This window comes from Actinosynnema sp. NPDC059797, assembly GCF_042732085.1.
GTDB lineage: Bacteria > Actinomycetota > Actinomycetes > Mycobacteriales > Pseudonocardiaceae > Actinosynnema.
On sequence record NZ_JBHWIE010000120.1, the window covers coordinates 1 to 20,227 of the forward strand.

General features: G+C 74.6%; 20 protein-coding genes. 9 read left to right on the top strand and 11 right to left on the bottom strand.

Annotation, left to right across the window (positions count from 1 at the left end; all coding sequences use genetic code 11):
- Nucleotides 1–3,872: nSTAND1 domain-containing NTPase (locus ACFV4N_RS24105; protein WP_499674845.1), on the top strand; the 3,872-nt coding region annotated here is incomplete at its 5' end.
- Between the two features lie 194 nt (nt 3,873–4,066).
- Here ACFV4N_RS24105 and arc read toward each other — a convergent pair.
- Both arc and ACFV4N_RS24115 read right to left on the bottom strand, forming a co-directional pair.
- Nucleotides 4,067–5,863: a proteasome ATPase gene (gene arc / locus ACFV4N_RS24110; RefSeq protein WP_499674846.1), complete on the bottom strand. Its 1,797-nt coding sequence runs from the start codon at nt 5,861–5,863 to the stop codon at nt 4,067–4,069.
- Between the two features lie 228 nt (nt 5,864–6,091).
- Nucleotides 6,092–6,406 (bottom strand): hypothetical protein, encoded by a 315-nt coding sequence (locus tag ACFV4N_RS24115; protein ID WP_499674863.1) that lies wholly within the window; start codon nt 6,404–6,406, stop codon nt 6,092–6,094.
- Nucleotides 6,407–6,466: 60 nt separating this feature from the next.
- Here ACFV4N_RS24115 and ACFV4N_RS24120 point away from each other — a divergent pair, with 60 nt between their 5' ends.
- Entirely contained in the window at nt 6,467–6,940 is a 474-nt protein-coding gene (locus ACFV4N_RS24120; RefSeq protein WP_499674861.1) for an Rv0361 family membrane protein, read from the top strand.
- Between the two features lie 57 nt (nt 6,941–6,997).
- On the opposite strand, the gene ACFV4N_RS24125 is transcribed toward ACFV4N_RS24120, so the two are convergent.
- Nucleotides 6,998–7,825, bottom strand: coding sequence for a tRNA (adenine-N1)-methyltransferase (locus ACFV4N_RS24125; protein WP_499674847.1), 828 nt, complete (start codon nt 7,823–7,825; stop codon nt 6,998–7,000).
- 80 nt (nt 7,826–7,905) lie between these two features.
- Nucleotides 7,906–8,460 (bottom strand): hypothetical protein, encoded by a 555-nt coding sequence (locus ACFV4N_RS24130; RefSeq protein ID WP_499674848.1) that lies wholly within the window; start codon nt 8,458–8,460, stop codon nt 7,906–7,908.
- A 108-nt stretch (nt 8,461–8,568) separates the two neighbouring features.
- Between ACFV4N_RS24130 and ACFV4N_RS24135 the strand changes: the two genes are divergently transcribed.
- Nucleotides 8,569–9,684: a sensor histidine kinase gene (locus tag ACFV4N_RS24135; RefSeq protein WP_499674849.1), complete on the top strand. Its 1,116-nt coding sequence runs from the start codon at nt 8,569–8,571 to the stop codon at nt 9,682–9,684.
- A complete protein-coding gene (locus tag ACFV4N_RS24140; protein ID WP_499674850.1) occupies nt 9,681–10,358 on the top strand; it encodes a response regulator in 678 nt (225 codons plus the stop codon). Before ACFV4N_RS24135 ends, ACFV4N_RS24140 begins: the two co-directional genes overlap by 4 nt.
- 36 nt (nt 10,359–10,394) lie before the next feature.
- Here ACFV4N_RS24140 and ACFV4N_RS24145 read toward each other — a convergent pair whose 3' ends face one another.
- Entirely contained in the window at nt 10,395–11,525 is a 1,131-nt protein-coding gene (locus ACFV4N_RS24145) for a site-2 protease family protein (protein WP_499674851.1), read from the bottom strand.
- A gap of 227 nt (nt 11,526–11,752) precedes the next feature.
- Here ACFV4N_RS24145 and ACFV4N_RS24150 point away from each other — a divergent pair, with 227 nt between their 5' ends.
- Nucleotides 11,753–12,619, top strand: coding sequence for a RecB family exonuclease (locus ACFV4N_RS24150; protein ID WP_499674852.1), 867 nt, complete (start codon nt 11,753–11,755; stop codon nt 12,617–12,619).
- A gap of 55 nt (nt 12,620–12,674) precedes the next feature.
- Here the strand turns inward: ACFV4N_RS24150 and ACFV4N_RS24155 are convergent, their stop codons facing one another.
- The 3 genes from ACFV4N_RS24155 to ACFV4N_RS24165 form a co-directional block, all read right to left on the bottom strand.
- Nucleotides 12,675–13,592 (bottom strand): AEC family transporter, encoded by a 918-nt coding sequence (locus tag ACFV4N_RS24155; protein WP_499674853.1) that lies wholly within the window; start codon nt 13,590–13,592, stop codon nt 12,675–12,677.
- 103 nt (nt 13,593–13,695) lie between these two features.
- Nucleotides 13,696–13,959, bottom strand: a complete 264-nt coding sequence (locus ACFV4N_RS24160; protein WP_033434999.1) for a phosphoribosyl-ATP diphosphatase — start codon at nt 13,957–13,959, stop codon at nt 13,696–13,698.
- An 81-nt stretch (nt 13,960–14,040) separates the two neighbouring features.
- Nucleotides 14,041–14,484, bottom strand: a complete 444-nt coding sequence (locus ACFV4N_RS24165; protein WP_499674854.1) for a GNAT family N-acetyltransferase — start codon at nt 14,482–14,484, stop codon at nt 14,041–14,043.
- An 83-nt stretch (nt 14,485–14,567) separates the two neighbouring features.
- On the opposite strand from ACFV4N_RS24165, the gene ACFV4N_RS24170 reads away from it, so the two are divergent.
- A complete protein-coding gene (locus tag ACFV4N_RS24170) occupies nt 14,568–15,752 on the top strand; it encodes a GNAT family N-acetyltransferase (protein ID WP_499674855.1) in 1,185 nt (394 codons plus the stop codon).
- Nucleotides 15,753–15,775: 23 nt separating this feature from the next.
- Here ACFV4N_RS24170 and ACFV4N_RS24175 read toward each other — a convergent pair whose 3' ends face one another.
- Nucleotides 15,776–16,408 (bottom strand): LysE family translocator, encoded by a 633-nt coding sequence (locus ACFV4N_RS24175; RefSeq protein WP_499674856.1) that lies wholly within the window; start codon nt 16,406–16,408, stop codon nt 15,776–15,778.
- A gap of 19 nt (nt 16,409–16,427) precedes the next feature.
- On the opposite strand from ACFV4N_RS24175, the gene ACFV4N_RS24180 reads away from it, so the two are divergent.
- The gene (locus tag ACFV4N_RS24180) at nt 16,428–17,084 is read left to right on the top strand and encodes a (2Fe-2S)-binding protein (RefSeq protein WP_499674857.1); all 657 of its coding nucleotides are present in this window, start codon (nt 16,428–16,430) and stop codon (nt 17,082–17,084) included.
- A gap of 15 nt (nt 17,085–17,099) precedes the next feature.
- Here ACFV4N_RS24180 and ACFV4N_RS24185 read toward each other — a convergent pair whose 3' ends face one another.
- The gene (locus ACFV4N_RS24185) at nt 17,100–17,765 is read right to left on the bottom strand and encodes an HAD family hydrolase (RefSeq protein WP_499674858.1); all 666 of its coding nucleotides are present in this window, start codon (nt 17,763–17,765) and stop codon (nt 17,100–17,102) included.
- Nucleotides 17,766–17,909: 144 nt separating this feature from the next.
- On the opposite strand from ACFV4N_RS24185, the gene ACFV4N_RS24190 reads away from it, so the two are divergent.
- Nucleotides 17,910–18,806 carry a PAC2 family protein gene (locus ACFV4N_RS24190; protein ID WP_499674859.1) on the top strand — a complete coding sequence of 299 codons (897 nt, stop codon included), beginning with the start codon at nt 17,910–17,912 and terminating at the stop codon, nt 18,804–18,806.
- A 70-nt stretch (nt 18,807–18,876) separates the two neighbouring features.
- Nucleotides 18,877–20,073, top strand: a complete 1,197-nt coding sequence (locus ACFV4N_RS24195; RefSeq protein WP_499674860.1) for a GAF domain-containing sensor histidine kinase — start codon at nt 18,877–18,879, stop codon at nt 20,071–20,073.
- A 39-nt stretch (nt 20,074–20,112) separates the two neighbouring features.
- Here the strand turns inward: ACFV4N_RS24195 and ACFV4N_RS24200 are convergent, their stop codons facing one another.
- Entirely contained in the window at nt 20,113–20,223 is a 111-nt protein-coding gene (locus ACFV4N_RS24200; RefSeq protein WP_499674862.1) for a winged helix-turn-helix domain-containing protein, read from the bottom strand.
- Nucleotides 20,224–20,227 lie beyond the last annotated feature (4 nt).

Consider the following 20,227-nt stretch of genomic DNA (forward strand, 5'->3'; position numbering starts at 1 on the left):
CCAACGGCCGCGGGCGCCGGCTCGACGAGCCCGGCGACTGGGTCCGGTACGAGGTCGCCACCGCGCTCGCCTCGGGCGTGCGGGTGATCCCGGTGCTGCTGGACGGCGCGGAGCCGCCCGCCGAGGCCGACCTGCCGCCGGGGACCGAGGCGCTGGCCCGCAGCCACGTGCTGCGCCTGCGGCACGGCAACGACGACCGCGACATCGCCCGGCTGGTCGACGAGCTGGCCGCGCTCGCCCCGGCGGCTCGGCGATTACCGGGGTTCCGCCCCTACCGCGGGCTGGACACCTTCCGGGAGGAGGACGCGGCCCTGTTCCACGGGCGGGACCGCGAGGCCGCCCGGCTGCGCGACCTGGTCTCGGCGCACCCCGTGGTCGTGGTGGCGGGCGCGTCCGGCAGCGGCAAGTCCTCGCTGGTGCGCGCCGCGCTCGTGCCCCGGCTGCGGGCGGAGGGCGCGGCGGTCGGCGTGTTCCGGCCGGTGGTCGACACGCGGCCGGTGGCGGCCCTGCTCGGCGCGGTGCGCGCGGCGGTCGGCCCGGACCTCGCCGACCTCCTCGACCCCGACGACGTGCGCCTGTGGGCCGACCCGATCGCCGCCGGGGCAGGCCGGCTGGTGCTGGTGGTCGACCAGTTCGAGGAGCTGGTGGCCGCCGCCCCGGAGCAGGCCGCGAAGCTGTTCGACCTCGTGGTCGCGCTGGCCGGGGCGGCGCCGGCGCGACCGGGCGGACCGCCCGCCGTGGGCGCGGTGTGCACCGTCCGCGGCACGGACGTCGACGCGCTGCCCACCGGCGCGCTGGCGCGGGCGCTGGAGACGTCGGGCGTGTTCGTGCCCCGGATGGGCCCGGCCGAGCTGCGCGCCGCCGTGGAGGCGCCGGTCGCCGGCGCGGCGGTGTTCGAGGCCGGGTTGGTCGAGCGCGTCGTGCGGGACGCCGGTGACGCGCCCGGTCAACTGGCGCTGGTGCAGTTCGCGCTGACCAGGCTGTGGGAGACCGCGGACGGCGGTGTGCTGGCGCACGCGGCGTACGACCGGGTCGGCGGGGTCGCGGGCGCGCTGGCCGGCTACGCCGACGAGCTGCTGGCCCGACCGCCCTGGCCGGACGACCTGCCGCTGGTCGAGCGGCTCCTGGTCCAGCTCGCGCGGCCGGTGGACAGCGGCGGTTTCGTCGCGACGCCCGCCCGGCTGGACCGGCTCGACCCGGAGCTGCGCGCGGTCGCGGCGCGGCTGGCCGCGCACCGGCTGGTGGTGATCCGGCAGGACCCCGGCCAGCCCGAGGTGGTCGCCCTGGCGCACGAGGCGCTGCTGGGCTCGTGGCCGTCGCTGCGCTCGTGGCTGGTCGCGGCCCGCGACTTCCGGGCCTGGCAGGAGCGGCTGCGGGTGGCCGTCGACCAGTGGCTCGACGCCGACCGCGACCCGGCCGCCCTGCCCCGGGGCGTGCCGCTGGACCGCGCCGAGGACTGGTTGACCACGCACGGCGACCGGATGGCGGAGGTGGAGCGCGAGTACGTGGCCGCGGGCCGCGAGCACCGCGAGGCGGGGCGGCGGGCGTCGGCGGTCCGGGTCAGGTGGCAGCGGCGGCTCCTCGCGCTGGTGTCCGTGCTGGCGATCGTCGCGACCGCGTCCGCGACGATCGCCGTGTGGGCGAACCGGCGGATCGACGACCAGCTGCGGACCCAGGACGCGCGGGTTATGGGCCAGGACGCCCTGCTCCGGGCGGGCGGCGACCCGGCGGTCGCCCTCCGGCTGGCCCTGACCGCCTGGCACACCGACCGGGACGTCCCGGAGGCGTACGCGGCGCTGCTCCGGCAGCGGCTGCGGCTCGGCCAGGCCGTGCGGATCCACCCCGGCCAGTGGGACGGCGCGCCCACCGGCTGGCTGTCCAGCGCCGACGGCGCGGTCACCGCGGTCCTGGCCACCACCGCCGGCGGCGAGCCCGGCTTGCGGGTCTGGCCGGGCACGCTCGACGGCGCGCCGGGGTCGTGGCAGGTCGACGTGCCGCGGCCGACGGCCGCCGCGCTCGACCACGACGGCGGCGTGCTGGCCGCGGTCGGCGACGACCGGCGGATCCGGCTGTGGGACGTCGCCTCCCGCACCCGGCTGGCCGAGCTGGACCCCGGCGACGGCCCGGCCGCGAGCGACAGCCGGGACGTGCTGCGCTTCTCCCCCGACGGCGGCCGCCTGCTGCACGTGCACGAGACCGGCTCGGACGGCGGGGGCCGCCGGGTCTCGCTCCGGATCTGGGACGTCGGGCGGCGCGAGCCGGTGCCCGCCCGCGCCGACGGCCTGCCCCCGCGCTGGTCCGACTTCTGGCTGGGCGCGGACGGCCGCTCGCTCGTGGTCGCGGAGCCCGTGAGCACGGGCGAGGTGATCGTCTTCGACCTGGGCACCGGCCGGGAGCGGCACCGGTTCGCGCGGGCCGCGGTCGCCGGACGCGGCGCGACGGTGCTGACCTGCGCCGGGTCCGGGATCCGGGTGGCCGACGCGGCGACCGGCACCGCGCTGCGCGACCTCGACGCGCCCAACTGCTCCTCTTTCGGGCTGAGCACCGTCGACACCACGGGCCGGTACGCGGTCGAGCGCCGCGAGACCGGCGACCCCGGCCCCAACGGCTACCAGGTCCTCGTCCTGCTCGACCTCGCGACCGGCGGGCGGTACGCGGTCACCGCGCCCGGCCGGAACGCCGGGGACGCCCGGGACCTGGTCGTCGTGCCCCGGGCGGACGGTTCGGCCCTGGTCACGGCGCCCTTCGGGACGGACGTGATCGCGCTCCGGGCGACCCCGGCCCCGACCCGCGCCGGCCTCACGTTCGCCGCCGGCACCCCGGTCGGCGACGGCGCGCACGAGGTCCGGGTCACCGGCGACGCGGTCGTCCTGCTCGACGCGGACGAGAGGGAGGTCGCCCGCCAGGTCGCGCCACACGTCCTCCACCCGGAGTTGGACCACGGCTCGTCGGTCCCGGTGCCCACCGCGGACGGGAGCAGGCTGGTCTTCACGTCCTCGGGCCACGTCACGGTCTACTCGGTGCCCGACCTCGCCGTGGTGCGGACCTTCCGCGTGCCGTCGCCGGCCGACCCCGACCGACCCTGCGCCCAGGCGCGGTGGGGGGTCGACGTCTTCTCCACGGCCGCCCGGGAGGTCACCGTGGTGTGCGAGGGCGTGCTCACCCGGTGGCACACCGACTCGGGCGGGCCGCTGGAGGAGCCGCTGGACCTGGGCGCCCGGACCGGCGGTGGACTGGACGGCGGCGAGCGCGACGGCGGCGAACGGGACAGCGGCGAACGCGACGGCGGCGAGCGGGACCACACCGTCCGCACCCGGCCCCGGCCGGGTCACCCCGACGAGGTCCTCACCCTCCCCGACCGCCGGCACCTGGTGGTGTGGAACACCCGCACCAGGACCCGGTCGGAGCCGGTGGACCTCGACCTGCCGGTCAGCGGCACCGGCACGACCTCCCTGGTCCCCGACGCCGCCGGCGAGCGCGTCGCGGTGCACCACGACGGCGGGACGATCAGCCTGCGGCGCCTCGACGCGGGCGGGGAACCCGTCCGGAGGTTCCCGCCGCAGGCCCCCGTCCGGGGGATCCTCGGCTTCGGCCCGGACGACACCCTGCTCGTCCTGCTCGACCAGCCCGACGCGGACGCGCTCCAGGTCCGGGACGTCTCCCCCGGCTCCGGCGACCGCGTGCTCGCCGTCGTCCACCCGCCGGAGTTCTCCACCTGGCGCCTGGACGGCGACCGGCTGACCACCGAGTGGGCCGACCCGCTGCTCACCCTCGACCCGGCGGGCTGGTACCGGGACCTGTGCGCCCTGCCCGGCCACGAGCTGGTCGCCGGCGCCCCCACCCGGGGCCGCGACGAGGACCTCTGCGCCTGACCGCCGCGTGTCCTCCACCCCGACATCGCGTGTCCTCCACCCGGACACCGCGAATTGGCCGGTCGGGCACCCTGGCGGGGCAGGGTTGGCTCGGCGGGGTGGGCCCGGAACGCGGGGAAGCCCGCCCGGCGACGTGCCGGACGGGCTTCCTGGCGAGGTGCTCCCCGGTGGCGGGAGTCACGCCACCGGCGGTGTCACAGGTACTGACCGGTGTTCGTGGCCGTGTCGATGGCCCGGCCCGACTCCTGGTTCTTGCCGGTCACCAGCGTGCGGATGTAGACGATCCGCTCGCCCTTCTTGCCCGAGATCCGCGCCCAGTCGTCCGGGTTGGTCGTGTTGGGCAGGTCCTCGTTCTCGGCGAACTCGTCGACGATCGCGTCGAGCAGGTGGCGCACCGACAGCCCCGGCTGCTTGGTGTCCAGCAGGCTCTTGATGGCCGCCTTCTTGGCGCGGTCGACGATGTTCTGGATCATGGCGCCGGAGTTGAAGTCCCGGAAGTACAGGACCTCCTTGTCACCGTTGGCGTAGGTGACCTCCAGGAACCGGTTCTCCTCGGACTCCTCGTACATCCGCTCGACCGTGTGCTGCACCATGCCCTCGATGCAGGCCGCCGGGTCGCCGCCGAACTCCGCGAGGTCGTCGGCGTGGATCGGCAGGTCGGGCGTGAGGTACTTGTTGAAGATGTCCTTCGCGCCCTCGGCGTCCGGGCGCTCGATCTTGATCTTCACGTCGAGCCGGCCGGGCCGCAGGATGGCCGGGTCGATCATGTCCTCCCGGTTGGAGGCGCCGATCACGATCACGTTCTCCAGGCCCTCGACGCCGTCGATCTCGCTGAGGAGCTGGGGCACGATCGTGGTCTCCACGTCGGAGGACACGCCGCTGCCGCGGGTGCGGAAGATCGAGTCCATCTCGTCGAAGAACACGATCACCGGGGTGCCCTCGGAGGCCTTCTCGCGGGCCCGCTGGAAGATCAGGCGGATGTGCCGCTCGGTCTCGCCCACGAACTTGTTGAGCAGCTCGGGGCCCTTGATGTTGAGGAAGTAGCTCTTGGCCTCGCGGTGGTCCTCGCCGCGCGCGGCGCTGACCTGCTTGGCCAGGGAGTTGGCCACCGCCTTGGCGATGAGCGTCTTGCCGCAGCCGGGAGGGCCGTAGAGCAGCACGCCCTTCGGCGGGCGCAGCTTGTACTCCCGGAAGAGGTCGGCGTGCAGGAAGGGCAGCTCCACCGCGTCGCGGATCTGCTCGATCTGCCGGAACAGGCCGCCGATGTCCTCGTACTTGACGTCCGGCACCTCCTCCAGCACCAGGTCCTCGACCTCGGCCTTGGGCACCCGCTCGTAGGCGAAGCCGGCCTTGGAGTCGACCAGCAGCGAGTCGCCCGCCTTGAGCGGCGAGTCGAGCAGCGGCTGGGCGAGCCACACGACCCGCTCCTCGTCGGCGTGGCCCACGACCAGGGCGCGGCCGATCGAGCCCTCCGGCTCGGACTCCAGGACCTCGCGCAGCGTGCAGACCTCGCCGGTCCGCTCGAAGCCGCCGCCCTCGACCACGGTCAACGCCTCGTTCAGGCGCACCGACTGGCCCAGGACCAGTGACGACGTGTCGACCGCCGGCGACACGGAGACCCTCATCCGACGGCCGGAGGTGAACACGTCCACCGTTCCGTCGTCGAACCGGGCCAGGAAGACGCCGTAGCCGCTGGGCGGCTGGGCGAGGCGGTCCACTTCCTCGCGCAGCGCGAGGAGCTGGCTCCGCGCTTCTCGAAGGGTGTCGATGAGCTTCGTGTTGCGCTCGGTCAGTTGGCTGACGCGCTCCGTCGCCTCGGCCAACCGCTGCTCCAGCAGGCGGACGTGTCGTGGGGATTCCGTCAACTTGCGGCGCAGCAACGCGATCTCGTCCTCGAGGAACCGGATCTGCGCAGTCAGCTCACCAGAGTTGTTGCCCGTGTTCAGCTCGCCGCCCTCATCGGGCTGGCTGCCGGGATGACCGTGCTGCATGTCGGCACCCTCCTCCCGTGTTCGTACGACAACGGTACCGGCGATCACCGACAAAAGCCGCCACCCAGCGCGTTCCCGGGTGTTGTGCGATCACACATCCGCCCGCTCGGCCGGTCCAACTGCTCCATACCGGTGTCTGCCGGAACCTCTTACCCGCTACCGTGCGTCCCAACACGAAACTTCCACGTACGTGGTCCGGGCAGCGTCCACTGCCACCAGCGGAAAGCTCTAGGAGAAGTGATGTCCGTCCCGCCGCAGCAGCCGGGTCCCCACGGTCAGCAGCCGGGTCAATTTGGCCAACAACCAGGCCAATTCGGCCAGCAGCCGGGGTACGGCCAGCAGCCCGGCGGGTACCCGCCCCCGCCCCAGGGTTTCCCACAGGGTGGGCAGCAGCCAGGCTACGGGACCCCGCCGGGGGCCTGGGGCCAGCCCGGTCAACCCGGCCAGCAGGGCCAGCCGGGCCCCGGTCAGCCCGGTCAGCCCGGTTACGGCCAGCAGCCCTACGGCCAGCCCGGCCAGTTCAACCAGCCCGGTTACGGCCAACCGGGTGGTTTCGGCGACCCCTACGGTGCGCCGCGCAAGAAGAGCCCCCTGCCGTGGATCCTGGCGGGCGGCGGCGTGCTGGTGATCGGCATCGCGGCCCTGCTGTTCTTCGTCCTCCGCGACGGCGGGGGCAACAGCACCGCCAAGGGCGCGGCGGAGAGCTTCGCGGCGGCGCTGACCGCCAAGGACTTCGAGAAGATGCGCTCCCTGACCTGCCCGGAGTACCAGGCGCGGGTCGACGACATGCGCAAGCTCTACGACGCCGAGGGCCAGCTGGACGAGATCGAGAAGCAGCTGGAGGGCCTGCCCGCGGAGATGCGGGAGGAGGCCATGAAGTCGCTCGAGGCGGCGAAGAACATCAAGTTCACCGCCACGGCCACCGACGTCAGGGAGACCTCCGACACGACGGCCGAGGCCACCATGACGGTCAAGTACGAGAACGTCCCCGAGGACATGAAGGCCCTGATGAAGGACCAGGAGGACACCCTCTACCTGGACAAGACCGACGACGGCTGGGTCGCCTGCGACAAGTGACCCCGGGTCGTGCGACGGCCCCGTGCACCAGCCGGTGCACGGGGCCGTTCTCGCTGGTCAGCCCTTTGACGGGCGGCGCTGCGGCCGGGGCGGGGTGACGCCGTCGGCGAGCCTGCGGGTGGTCAGCAGGAACGCGGTGTGCGCGATCATCCGGTGCTCGGGCCGCACGGCCAGGCCCACCACGTGCCACGGCCGCACCAGCGTCTCCCAGGCGTGCGGCTCGGTCCAGTGCTGCTGCTCCCGGATCGCCTCGGTGACCTTCGACAGCTGGGTCGTGGTGGCCACGTAGACCACCAGCACGCCGCCCGGGATCAGGTTGCGGGCCACGGTCGGCAGCACGTCCCACGGCGCGAGCATGTCGAGGACCACCCGGTCGACCTCGCCGGCGTGGTCGGCCACGTCACCCACGGTCAGCGACCAGTTGCCGGGCCGCTCGCCGAAGAACTGCTCCACGTTGCGGATCGCGTGGTCGGCGTGGTCCTGGCGCACCTCGTAGGAGGTGACGCTGCCCTTCTCCCCCACCGCGCGCAGCAGCGAGCAGGTCAGCGCGCCGGAACCGGCGCCCGCCTCCAGCACCCGGGCGCCGGGGAACACGTCGCCGTACATCACGATCTGCGCGGCGTCCTTGGGGTAGATCACCTGGGCGCCGCGCGGCATCGACAGCACGTAGTCGGACAGCAGGGGCCGCAGCGCCAGGAACGACGTGCCGCCGACGGAGGTGACCACGGAGCCCTCGGGCTCCCCGATCAGCTTGTCGTGCGACAGGGCGCCGCGGTGGGTGTGGTACTCCTTGCCCGGTTCGAGCACGATCGTGTAGTGCCGTCCCTTCGGGTCGGTCAACTGCACCCGGTCTCCCGGTCGGAACGGACCACTGGCGGTGCTCACCGCGGCGAACCTCCTGCTAAAACGCGCGTCAACAGCGCACGATGGTCGCACGGCCGCCGCGGCGGCCCGCCGGCGGGACTTCACCTCACCGACCGCTTCCCCCTCTCGACGACCGTGTGGTAGACGGGCCACCCGAGCAGCCAGACCAGCCCCACCACCGTCATGCCCCGCACCTGCCCCCACAGCGGCCGCGTGCGCTCCGGCTCGCCGACGACGACCACCAGCAGCAGCACCACCGCGCACGTGACGGCCCAGGCCAGGGCGAACTTCCCCCACTCGCGCCACTCGTGGCGGACCTTCCCCGGCCCGCTCCTCGGGGGCTTCACCGGCGGCGGACCGCCCGCGAAGCGGTGCGCGAACCGCTGGTCGGCCCACCTGAGCATGCTGTGCCCGAAAGCCACGCTCACCCCGAGGTAGATCGCCGCGAGCCCGTGCGCCGCCGTCGCCTCACCCCCCGCTTTCAAGTCGAAGACGGTCGCCACGAGCAGCACCAGGTCCACCAGCGGCGTGCACACCAGCAGGACCGCGCCCAGGCGGGGTCTGCGCAGCGCGTACCGGGCCAGCAGCCCGGCCCCCAGCACGACCCAGAAACCGACCTCGCACGCCACGATCACCACGACCAACGGATCAACCACGGGTCAACGGTGCTGCTGGGAGGGGGTCCGGCGCGTCGTCGGGCCGACCCACCGGGGGTCATCACTTCGTAGGACGCCCGGGGCGCGCGGCTGTGCTGTGATGGCGGGGTGGCGCTGCCCCGGAAACACCGCGACCTGCTCGTGGCGGTGGCCTTCTTCGCCCTGGGGCTGCTGGTCCACCGGCTGGGCATGGACCTGGTCATGGGCGGCCGGGACCGGCAGTACCCGACCGGGCTCGGCGTGGCCGTCCTGGCGGTGGCGTGCGCGGGCCAGGTGTTCCGCCGGAGCGCGCCGGTGGTGGCGCTGGTCGTGGTGGCCGCGGCCACGGCGGTCGACCTGTCCCTGGGCCTGAGCATGCCGGTCGTCATGGTCTGCGTCGACGTGCTGTTCGTGACCGCCCTGCACGGCCCCCGCCGGCTGCACCGGGTGCTCGTCGGGGTGGTGGCCGCGCTCACCGTCGGCATCACCGCCGTGGTGGCGGTGTTCGGGGACTGGCGGCTGTCCTTCTACGCCGGGTTGCAGGTGTTCTCGCTGCTCGTGGTGCCCGTGTGGTGGGCGACCAACGTGCGGCAGCACCGGGAGGGCGCCGAGCAGATGGCCCGGATCGTCGAGCTGGACCGGCGGGCCGCGGTCGGCGCCGAGCGCAACCGGATGGCCCGTGACCTGCACGACGTGGTGGCCGGGCACCTGTCGGCGATCGCGATCCAGTCCGAGGCGGTGCTGTCGCTGCGCGACGGCGACCCGGAGACCTCGCGGGCGGTGCTGAAGGCGGTGCGCGAGAACAGCGTGCGGGCGCTGGAGGAGATGCGGATGATGATCGACGTGCTGCGCGCCGACGACCCCGTGGACGAGCCGGTGACGGTGCGGCTGGTCGACGTCGGGCGGCTGGTCGAGTCGGCCCGCGCCGGCGGGCTGGACGTGGCGTTCCGGGGCGCGGACGTGACCGGGCTGCCGGTGGCGGTGGACGTGGCCGCGTACCGGATCGTGCAGGAGGCGCTGACCAACGCGGTGAAGCACGCGCCCGGGGCGTGGGCGTCGGTGGCGCTGGAACGGCAGGTCAGGCGGTTGGTGGTGGTCGTGCGCAACGGGTGGCGCGGCACGTCGGGCGACGGGACGGGCACGGGGTTGGTGAGCATGGCGGAACGCGCGCAGGCGGTGGGCGGCCGGTTCGCGGCGGGCCGGGAGGGCGAGGAGTGGGTCGTGCGGGCGGAGCTGCCGCTGTGACCGGCGAAGTGGTCCGCGTGCTGGTGGCCGACGACCACGCGGCGATCCGCGCGGGCCTGGTGATGATCCTGGGCGGCGCGGAGGACGTCGAGGTGGTCGGCGAGGCCGGTGACGGCTCGGCGGCCGTGCGGATGGCGCGGGCGCTGCGGCCCGACGTGGTGCTGATGGACATCCGGATGCCCGGGTTGGACGGCATCGAGGCGACCCGGCAGCTCGCCGGGGTGTGCGAGGTGCTGGTGCTGACCACGTTCGACCTGGACGAGTACGTGCACGGGGCGCTGCGGGCGGGCGCGGCGGGGTTCCTGCTGAAGTCCGTGGAGGCGCCCGCGCTGGTCGAGGCGGTGCGGCGGGTGGCGGCCGGGGACGGGGTGCTCGCGCCGAGCGTGACCAGGCGGGTGATGCGGGAGTTCGCCTCGACCGCGCCCCGCGCCCGGCCGCCCGGGTTGGACGCGCTGACCGAGCGGGAGGTCGAGGTGCTGCGGTGCCTGGGCGAGGGGCTGTCGAACCACCAGATCGGGCGCAGGCTGCACATCGGCGAGACGACGGTGAAGACGCACGTGTCGCGGGTGCTGACGAAGCTGGACCTGAGGTCGCGGGTGCAGGCGGCGATCCTGGCGCAGGACGCGGGGCTGCTCGGCGGCGGGGCCGGTGGCGCGCCGGGAGGCGGGAAGTAGGGCGACCGGCCGGGGTTCTACCTGGTCAGGGGCTGGTCAGCGGCGGTTCAGGGCGGCTTTGAGGTCCTCGCGGCGCAGCACGCCCGCGGGGCGGCCCTCCAGGTCGACCACCAGGTACTCCCAGGCCGCGGTGCCGTGCACCCGCTCGACCACCTCGTCACCGCTCTCGTTCTCCAGCAGCACGGTCTCCGGCCGGATCGGCACGGCGGCCTGCTCCGCGGGCGCGTGCGGCGAGGTCGAGGCCAGGCGGCGGGCCATCTCCCGGTCGAGCAGGCCGGCGGCGACGCCGTCCGCGCGGACCAGGACCACGCCCCGGCCGGCGGACGCGGTGAGCGCGCCGGACACCGGGCTCTCGGCGGGCAGCTGGAGGACCGGGCGGACCAGCTCGGTGAGCGTGAGGCCGTCCGGCCAGGTGCGCCGGTGCTCGGCGGTCAGCTCGCCGCGGGCGCCGGCCAGCACGAACCAGGCGGTCAGCAGGCACACCCCGAACCGGACCCAGCGGTCCTCGCTGCCCTCCAGCACGCCCCAGATCGCCCACACGACCAGCAGCGCGGCCACCACACCGCCGCCGACCACGGCGGCCTTGGTGCCCGCGGCGCGGCGACCCGTGACGGCCCAGACCCCGGCGCGCAGGATGCGGCCGCCGTCCAGCGGCAGGCCCGGGAGCAGGTTGAACACGGCGACGGCGGCGTTCGCGAAAGCCGTCTGGGCGACCAGCAGCCACACCGCGTCCGGCGTCGGCATCGCGACGGCGGCCAGGGCGAACACCCCGGCCAGGAAGATCGAGACCAGTGGGCCGGCGACGGCGATGGCGCCCTCGTGGCCGGGCCGGGTCGGGGTGCGCATGACCTCCGACACGCCGCCCAGCAGGAACAGGCGCAGGCGGCGGACGGGCAGGCCGAGGCGGAGCGCGACCAGGCTGTGGCCCAGCTCGTGGGCCAGCACCGACAGGCCCAGGAAGACCGCGAACGTGGCGGCGATGAGGACACCGGTGGTGCCGTCCGCGCCGGGGACCAGGCGGCTGACCATGGGCGCGTAGAGCACGACGATGGCCGCCGAGCCGAGCCACCAGGAAGGCGCGAGCAGCACCGGGATACCGGCCGCGCGGAACAGCGGCAGACCGCCGTCCCGGCCGACCTGCCGTCGCCAACTGCCGGTTGTCACCACGTCCAAAGCCTAGGGGGAACGGTGTGGTGGCGTTGTATAGCCGCGCCCACCTCCCGGCACTCCCGGACCGGGGTGGACCGGACCAGGCCGGTCCGCGCGGGCAGGCAGGGCCCGCTCGGGCAGGCAGGGGTCCGCGCGGGTCTGGCCTGGTCGGCCCGGCCACCCGCCGGCCCCGCCCCGGCTCCGGTCCGGCGTCCTTGTCGGTGGGGTGGCTTATGGTCATCGCCATGGCAGCGCCGACGATCACCGACCGCCCTGTCCGCAGGCCCGCGTTGTCGCCCTCCCGAGCGGGCGACTTCAAGCAGTGCCCGCTGCTCTACCGGTTCCGGGCGGTCGACCGGTTGCCGGAGAGGCCGACCAGGGCCCAGGTGCGCGGCACGGTGGTGCACGCGGTGCTGGAGGAGCTGTTCAGCCTGCCCGCCGCCGAGCGCGTGCCGGACCGCGCGCGCGAGCTGGTGGGGCCCGCGTGGGAACGGGTGCGGGCGGAGCGGCCCGAGTTCGCGGAGCTGTTCGCCGAGGGCGACCCCGAGCAGGAGGAGTGGCTGGCCTCGGCGGAGGGCCTGCTGGACGGCTACTTCGGCCTGGAGGACCCGCGCCGGTTCGACCCGGACGCCCGCGAGCTGCTGGTGGAGTGGGAGCTGCCGTCCGGGGTGCTGCTGCGCGGGTACGTCGACCGGGTGGACGTGGCGCCGACCGGTGAGATCCGGGTGGTCGACTACAAGACGGGCGCCGCGCCGCGCGAGGTCGGCGAGGCCAAGGCGCTGTTCCAGATGAAGTTCTACGCGCTGGTGCTGTGGCGGCTGCGCGGCGTGGTGCCGCGCCAGCTGCGGCTGATGTACCTGGCGGACCGGCAGGCGCTGGCCTACCAGCCCGAGGAGGCCGAGCTGGCCCGGTTCGAGCGCACGCTGGAGGCGATCTGGGACGCCATCCTGCGCGCGGGCCGTTCCGGCGACTTCCGGCCCAACCCGAGCCGGATGTGCGACTACTGCGACCACAAGGCCCTGTGCCCGGCGTTCGACGGCACCCCGCCGCCCTACCCGGGCTGGCCCGAGCCGGACGCGGGCGTGGAGACGCCGCTGGACCGGGCCGACTGAGCACGCGGGCCGGTGGGGCGCGGCGTCCCGGCGCCGTTCGCGCGGGAGCGCCCGCCTACTCCAGCAGCAGCACCACGACCGACAGCGTGACCATCGACAGCGCCGTGGACACCAGCACCGCGTCGCGCTGGAGGCCCGGGTCCGGGCGGTACTGGTGGGCCAGCACGTAGACGTTCTGCGCGGTCGGGAGGGCCGCGCACACCACGGCCGCCAGGCGCAGCGGGCCGGTAACGTCGAGCGCGAGGCACGCCAGGAACGCCACCAGCGGGTGCAGCAGGAGCTTCAGCGCGACCACCGCGGTCAGCTCGGCCCGGCCACCGGGCCTGGGCGCGCGCGCCGCGCCCAACGACATGCCCAGCACCACCAGCGCGGTCGGCACGCCCGCCGCGCCCAGGGCCTCCACCGGCTCCAGCACCAGCTCCGGCAGCCGCACGTCCAGCAGCCCGCACACCACGCCCAGCAGCGAGCCGAGGATGAGCGGGTTGCGCACCGGCAGCAGGGCCAGGGTGCGCAGCACCGAACCGCGCCGCCCGGACCCGACCTCCACGGCCGCCAGCACCACCGGCATCACCACCACGGGCTGGAACAGCAGCACCGCCACCACGAACGACGAGTCGCCCAGCACGCCGACCGCGACCGGGATGCCGAGGTTGCCCGCGTTGGAGTAGGCGCCGGCCATCGCGCCGAGCGCCCGGTCCGGCGGCGACCGGCGGAACACCCGCCACTGGAGCGCGAACCCCAGCGCGCCCACCACGACCGTGCTGATCACGAACGCGAGCACGCCACGGTTGGCCAGGTCGCCGGGCGAGCCGTCCAGCAGGGTGGTGAACAGCACCGCGGGCATGGCCAGGTAGAACGCGAACCGGCCGAGCACGCTCTCCGCGCGGTCGCCGAGCACGTCGGTGCGGGCGGCGACGAACCCGATCGCGGTGAGCACCCAGATGGGGACGAAGCCGCTGAGCACACCGCCCATCAGGAGGCGGGGACGGCGAGGTGGTGCTCGACGGTCGGGAACGGGTCGCCGGAGGAGTCCGCTTCGGGACCCGGTCGGACCGACAGCGGCGCGACCTCCGGGATCACAGGTGCTTGTACACGTCTTCGAGGGTCAGGCCGCGGCCGAGCATGAGCACCTGGACGCGGTAGAGCAGCTGCGAGACCTCTTCGGCCAGGCGCTCGTCGGACTCGTGCTCCGCGGCGATCCAGACCTCGCCGGCCTCCTCCAGCACCTTCTTGCCCTGCGCGTGCACCCCGGCCTCCAGAGCCGCGGCGGTGGCGGAGCCCTCAGGGCGGGTGCGTGCGCGTTCGCTCAGCTCGGCGAACAGCTCGTCGAAGGTCTTCACGGGTCCTGATCCTCGCATCCCCCGGACCGCGGCGGACCGGCAGACCCCCCGATCAGACCACCCCCGACGCCCGCGCGGCGGCTAGATGGCGTAGCGCGGGGCGGCGAAGGGCCAGGCCGCGGCGATCCACCCGGGCACGAACGCGTCCAGCGCGCGCTCCAGGTCCGTGCCGACGTGCTCGTCCACCACCCACCACGAGATCAGCGCGTCGGCGTCGTCGGCCGGGTCGATGTAGACGCACCCCAGCAACGCCGTCTCGTCGGCGTTGAACAGGGCGTAGTTGAACGACTCGTGCGCGTCCTGCTCCCGCTCGTGCCGGGCGAGGTCCACGCGGTCCTGCTCGGGGGTCATCGTCGCGGGCGGCCAGCCCCACGCCTCGCCGTAGAGCGACCAGAGCCGCTCGCGCGAGCCCATGACGGCCGGGTAGTCGACGTCCACATCGGATTCCCGGATGGGCCGCAGGTGGTGCTCGGCGTCGAGGTCGACGCGGGTCGGGTGGGCGAAGTCGGCGGGGAGCCAGGTCATGGCCCGGATTGTGCGGCACGGTGGTCCTCGCGCGCCGGCGAAAATCCGTGGCGAGGGGGACGCGCCGTCGGGACACTGCGCCGATGACCCTGAGCGACGGCTTGGTGCTGCGGACGGCGCGGCCGGAGGACCTGGAGCAGATCGGCGCGCTGCTGACCGACCGGGGCGAGCCCGAGGACGCCGTGGACCACCGCCTCGTGGTGGAGGACCCGGACGCGGGCTGGGAGGCGTGCGCGGTGGTCGTGGACGGCGACCGGGTGGTGTCCACCGCGACGCTGCTGGACGAGACGCTGGTGCTGGGCGGGGTGGAGATCCCGGCGAGCCAGGTCGAGCTGGTGGCGACCCGCCGCGAGTACGAGGGCCGGGGCGCGGTGCGCGCGCTGATGGGCTGGGCGCACGAGCGGGCCGCCGCGCGGGGTCACCTGGTGAACATCATGATCGGCATCCCGTACTTCTACCGGCGGTTCGGCTACACCTACGCCGTCCCGCAACCCGCCACCCGGCAGGTGGCGGAGGTCCCGGACGGCGCAGGCCACGAGCTGCGCGAGGCGACCGCCGCCGACATCCCCGTCATGGCCCGCCTGCAGGACGCCGAGCAGGCCCCGTTCGACCTGCGGATGCCGCACTCCGCCCCGCTGTGGCGGTGGCTGGTCGAGCGCGACGGCAGCACCGAGTGGCTGGTCGAGCGCGACGGCGTGCCGGTCGCCACGGGCCGGAGCACGCCGCCGGACGAGGGGGTGCGGCTGGCGGAGGTCGCGGCGGTGGACGGGGCGGCCGCGCGCGCCCTGCTCGCCCTGACCGGCGCGACCGAGGTGACCGAGCGGCCGGGCACGGTCGCGGGCGCGGCCCTGGAGCCGTTCCTGGCCCCGGCGAAGGCGGAGGCGAACTCCTACTACGTGCGCGTCCCCGACCCGGTGGCGCTGCTGGAGCACCTGAGGCCGGTGTTCGGGGCGCGGCTCGCGGCGTCGGAGCGGTTCGCCGGCGAGGAGGGCGAGGTGGTGCTGTCGTTCTACCGCTCGCACGTGCGGATGCGGTTCGAGGGCGGGGTGGTCGGGCCGGTCGTGGCGGGCGGCACGATGCAGGCGCCGGGCGCGGCGGGCGGCGCGGGGGTGGCGCCGGACATGCTGGCGTCGCTGCTGTTCGGCCCGCACGGGATGGACGGCCTGACGGCGCGGCAGCCCGACGTGTACCCGGGGCCGAACGACGAGCTGATGCGGGTGCTGTTCCCGCCGGTGCGGTCCGACGTGCTGACGTTCTACCTGCCGTAGTGCCGGGTGCGGTCGGACCCGGCTCAACGGCCGAACAGCGTGGGCCCGAACTCGACGGCCAGCGCCACGCCCGCCACCACCAGCAACGCGCCCGAGAACGCCAACGCGCGCCGGTAGCCGGTGTCGCCCAGGTGCCGGCGACCGCGCGCGACCAGCAGCGCGATCACCACCTTCCCGCCCACCAGCGTCGCGTAGAAGCCCACCAGCAGCGCCACGCCCGCCCCGGTTGACGCCCGCCACGTGGTGATGGTCAGCGGGCCCAGCGCGGTCGCCCACGCCACCCACGGGTGGGGGCTGAGCAGGTTCACCAGGACCGCCCGGCGCAGGGCTGCCGAACGGCCCGGATCGCCTGGGCCCGCGGCGGCCGTCCGCTCCAGGGACGCCGTGCGCGCGTCGAGCACCGTGCGCACCCCGCTCCACACCACGAACACCGCGCCGACCACCCCGAGCACGCCCAGCGCCCGCCCCGGCAGCCGATCCAGCAGCAGCAACGTCACGGCGACCACCGCCGCGTCCGACAGCAGCGGCGCGCACGCGGACAGCACGCCCGCCCTCCGACCGGACCTCAGGGCCGACGTCACGACCAGCACCAGCAGGGGGCCGGGGCTGATGCTCGCCGCCAGGCCCAGGGACAGTCCCAACCCCAGCGCGTCCACGGGCGGCAGACTAGGCCACGTGTCCGAGTTCGCCCGTGTCCTGGCCACCCTGCGGCAGATCCGCGGCCTGAGCCCCTTCTTCGCCCTCGACGTCGGCAGGCCCGACGAGGGCTGGCACGACGGGTCCGCGCTGCTGGACGGGCCCGCCCTGCCCGCCACCGTGGACCGGATCGCCGCCCGCTACCGCACCGCCGAACGGCGGGTCGCCGCCTCGCTGTTCTTCCTGAGCTACACCGCCCGGCTGCTGTCGCCGGTGGTGGCCGCGCTCGCGGTCGGCGGGACCGCGCCGGACGTGCGGCCCGCGAACCTGTGGTGGCGCTACGACGCGGACGGCCTGCGGGTCCGGGTCAAGGAGCCGGTCGGGGGCGTGGGCATCGCCGAGTCGCTCGCGCCCGTGGTGGCGGCGCTCCGCTCCGCCGCCCCCGTCGCGCCCGGCCTGCTCTGGGGCAACGCGGCGTCGTCGGTGGCGGGCGCGTTGCGGGCGGTCGCGCTCGGCGGGGCGGCCGGCGCCGAGGAGTGCGTGCGGCTGGGCGAGGAGCTGTTCGCCGAACCGCCGTTGCGGGGCGCCGGGGAGTTCATCCCGTTCCCGGGGGAGGTGGCGTTCCGGCGGCGGAGCTGCTGCCTGTACTACCGGCTCGACGGTGGCGGCAAGTGCGGTGACTGCGCCCTGCTGTGAACCGCGGGCGGGCGGTCAGCGGTCCCGCAGCCGGGCGAGCGTCGCCAGGTCGACGCCCACCAGGGAGTCGCGGAACACGCGGCGCTCGCCCGCGGGCACCGGCACGTCGCACGGCACCACCAGGACCGTGCACCCGGCGGCCTCCGCGGCGGCCACCCCGGTCGGGGAGTCCTCGACCGCGACGCACCGCGCCGGGTCGACGCCCAGCAGGCGGGCCGCCTTCAGGTAGGGCTCGGGCAACGGCTTGTTCCGCCCGTCGACCTCGTCACCGCACACCGTCACGTCGAACAGGTCGCGGCCGATGGTGTCCAGCGCGACCTCGGTCAGCCCCCGCTCGGTGGAGGTGACCAGGGCCATCGGCACGCCGGAGGCCCGCACCGCGCGCAGCGCCTCCCGGGCGCCCGGCCGCCACGGCAGGCCGGCGCGGAAGACCTCCTCGGTCCGGCGGATGATCCACGCCGCGCCGTCGGCGACCTCTTCCTCGGTGGGCGCGTGGATGCCGACCTCGGCGAACAGCAGCGCCATCGTCTTGGGCACGCTCGTGCCGACCATCGCGTGGCGGGTCTCCAGCGACAGCTCGCCGCCCAGCTTCCCGACGAACTCGAACAGCGGGACGTCCCACAGCTTCTCCGAGTCCAGCAGCGTGCCGTCCATGTCCCACAGCACAGCCTCGACCGTCATCAACGACCTTCCCGGGTTCACGCGACGCCGACCCGAGGTGGCCGGCCAGGACGAACGGGCGCGCCCCGAAGCGGCGGCGGGACACGACCGGGCGTGGACCAGCCTACGGCGTCGGGCACGCGCCGGTGGTCGTAGTCTGAGCCGGTGACCGATCCGGACCAGGCCGCCCAGACCCCCTTCGACCCCAGCAAACCGCTCACCAACCCGATCATGGTGGCGGCTTTCGAGGGGTGGAACGACGCTGGCGACGCCGCCAGCACGGCGATCGAGCACCTGCAACTCACGTGGGACGCGACGCCGCTGGCCGAGATCGATCCGGACGACTACTACGACTTCCAGGTGACCCGCCCCACAGTCCGCATGGTGGACGGGGTCACCCGAAGGGTGGAATTCCCGACCACGCGGTTGTCGGTGTGCCGCCCGCCGGGGTCGTCGACCGACGTGGTGCTCGTGCACGGCATCGAGCCGAACATGCGCTGGCGGAAGTTCGCCGGCGAGCTGCTGCGCCACATCGAGGACCTGGGCGTGACCACCGTGGTGACCCTGGGCGCGCTGCTGATGGACACCCCGCACACCCGGCCGGTCCCGGTGACCGGGACGGCCTACGACGCAGGCGCGGCGGCCAAGTACGGGCTGGAGCGGTCCCGGTACGAGGGGCCGACCGGCATCGTGGGCGTGTTCCAGGACCTGTGCGTGCAGGCGGGGGTGCCCGCGATCTCGTTCTGGGCGGCCGTGCCGCACTACGTGTCGCAGCCGCCCTCGCCCAAGGCGACGCTGGCGCTGCTGCACCGGGTGGAGGAGGTGCTGGACGTCGAGGTGCCGCTCGGCGCGCTGCCGGAGCAGGCCGAGGAGTGGGAGCGCACGGTCAGCGAGATGGCCGACGAGGACGAGGACGTGCGCAACTACGTGCGGGCGCTGGAGGAGCGCGGCGACGCGGAGATCCAGATCACCGAGGCCAGCGGTGACGCGATCGCCGCCGAGTTCGAGCGCTACCTGCGGCGGCGCGGCCGCGGGCCGGGGCGCGGGCCGACCGGCATGTGAACTTCCCCAGGTTTCACCCGAAAGTGTGACGAAGCGACACTATTGGGCCATTCGGCCGATACTCGTCGGGATGACTGACGAAGCCTGGGACACCGAGGTCAACCGGGTCGCGGCGCTGCGGGCGCTCCGGCTGCTCGACACGCCGCGCGAGGAGCGGTTCGACCGGATCACCCGACTGGCGCGGGACCTGCTGGGCACGCCGATCGCGCTGGTGTCGCTGGTCGACCTGGAGCGGCAGTGGTTCAAGTCGTGCGTCGGGCTCGCCGAGCACCAGACCGCGCGCGGGGTGTCGGTCTGCTCGTACGCCATCCGCGGCGACGACCTGTTCGAGGTGCCGGACCTGCTCGCCGACGAGCGGTTCGCGGACTTCCCGATCGTCACCGACGAGGGCGCCCGGTTCTACGCCGGGCAACCGGTGCACGCGCCGTCGGGGCACCGGATCGGGACTCTGTGCGTGATCGACCGGCGCCCCCGGTTGCTGTCCGACGTCGAGCGGCAGCGGCTGCGCGACCTGGCCGCGTGGGCGGAGCTGGAGTGCGCGGTCGTGCAGTCCACGCTGGCCGCGCAGGACGCGGAGCGGGACAAGCAGGACTTCACCGCCCTGGTCGGGCACGAGCTGCGCACCCCGCTCACCTCGGTCCACGGGTCGCTGGAGCTGCTGGCGTCCGGCAGGTTCGGCGAGGTGCCGGAACGGGCGCGGAAGCTGCTCTCGATCGCGGTGGACAACACCGACCGGCTGGTGCGGCTGGCCAACGACGTGCTCGACCTGTCCCGCGTGCGCAGCGGGCGGTTGCACCTGCGGCCGGCCGACGTGGAGTTGGCGGACGTGGTGCGGCAGGCCGTGCACGCCGTGGAGGGCACGGCCGAGCGCCGCGGGGTGCCGGTCGTCGTGGCGGCCGAGCCCGTGGCGGTGCGCGGTGACGCGGACCGGCTGGTGCAGGTGGTGACGAACCTGCTGGCCAACGCGGTGGGGGTGTCGCCACCCGGCGAACCGGTGCGGGTGGGGTGCGCGGCGGCGGGCGAGGTGACCGCTCGGGTGTGGGTGAGCGACCGGGGCGGCGGGGTGCCCGCCGACCAGCTCGACCGGATCTTCGAGCCGTTCGTCCAGCTGCGGCCGGGTGGCGCGGGCCTGGGCCTGGCGATCACGCGCGGCATCGTGGACGCGCACGGCGGTGCGGTCGGGGTGGCTTCGACGCCCGGTGGGGGCAGCACGTTCAGCGTGACCCTGCCCGTGGCCGGTCCGGCGGTGGACCGGCCGTGGTGGTGACCCGGCGGCTCGCGCGCGCCCGGGTCGCCGGCGGTCGGTTCACCGGAGGTCCGGGTTGACGCGGTAGCCGACGCCGCGCACGGTCGTGATCACGTCCCGCGCGCCGGCCGCGGCGAGCTTGCGGCGCAGGTTCGACACGTGCACGTCCACCGCG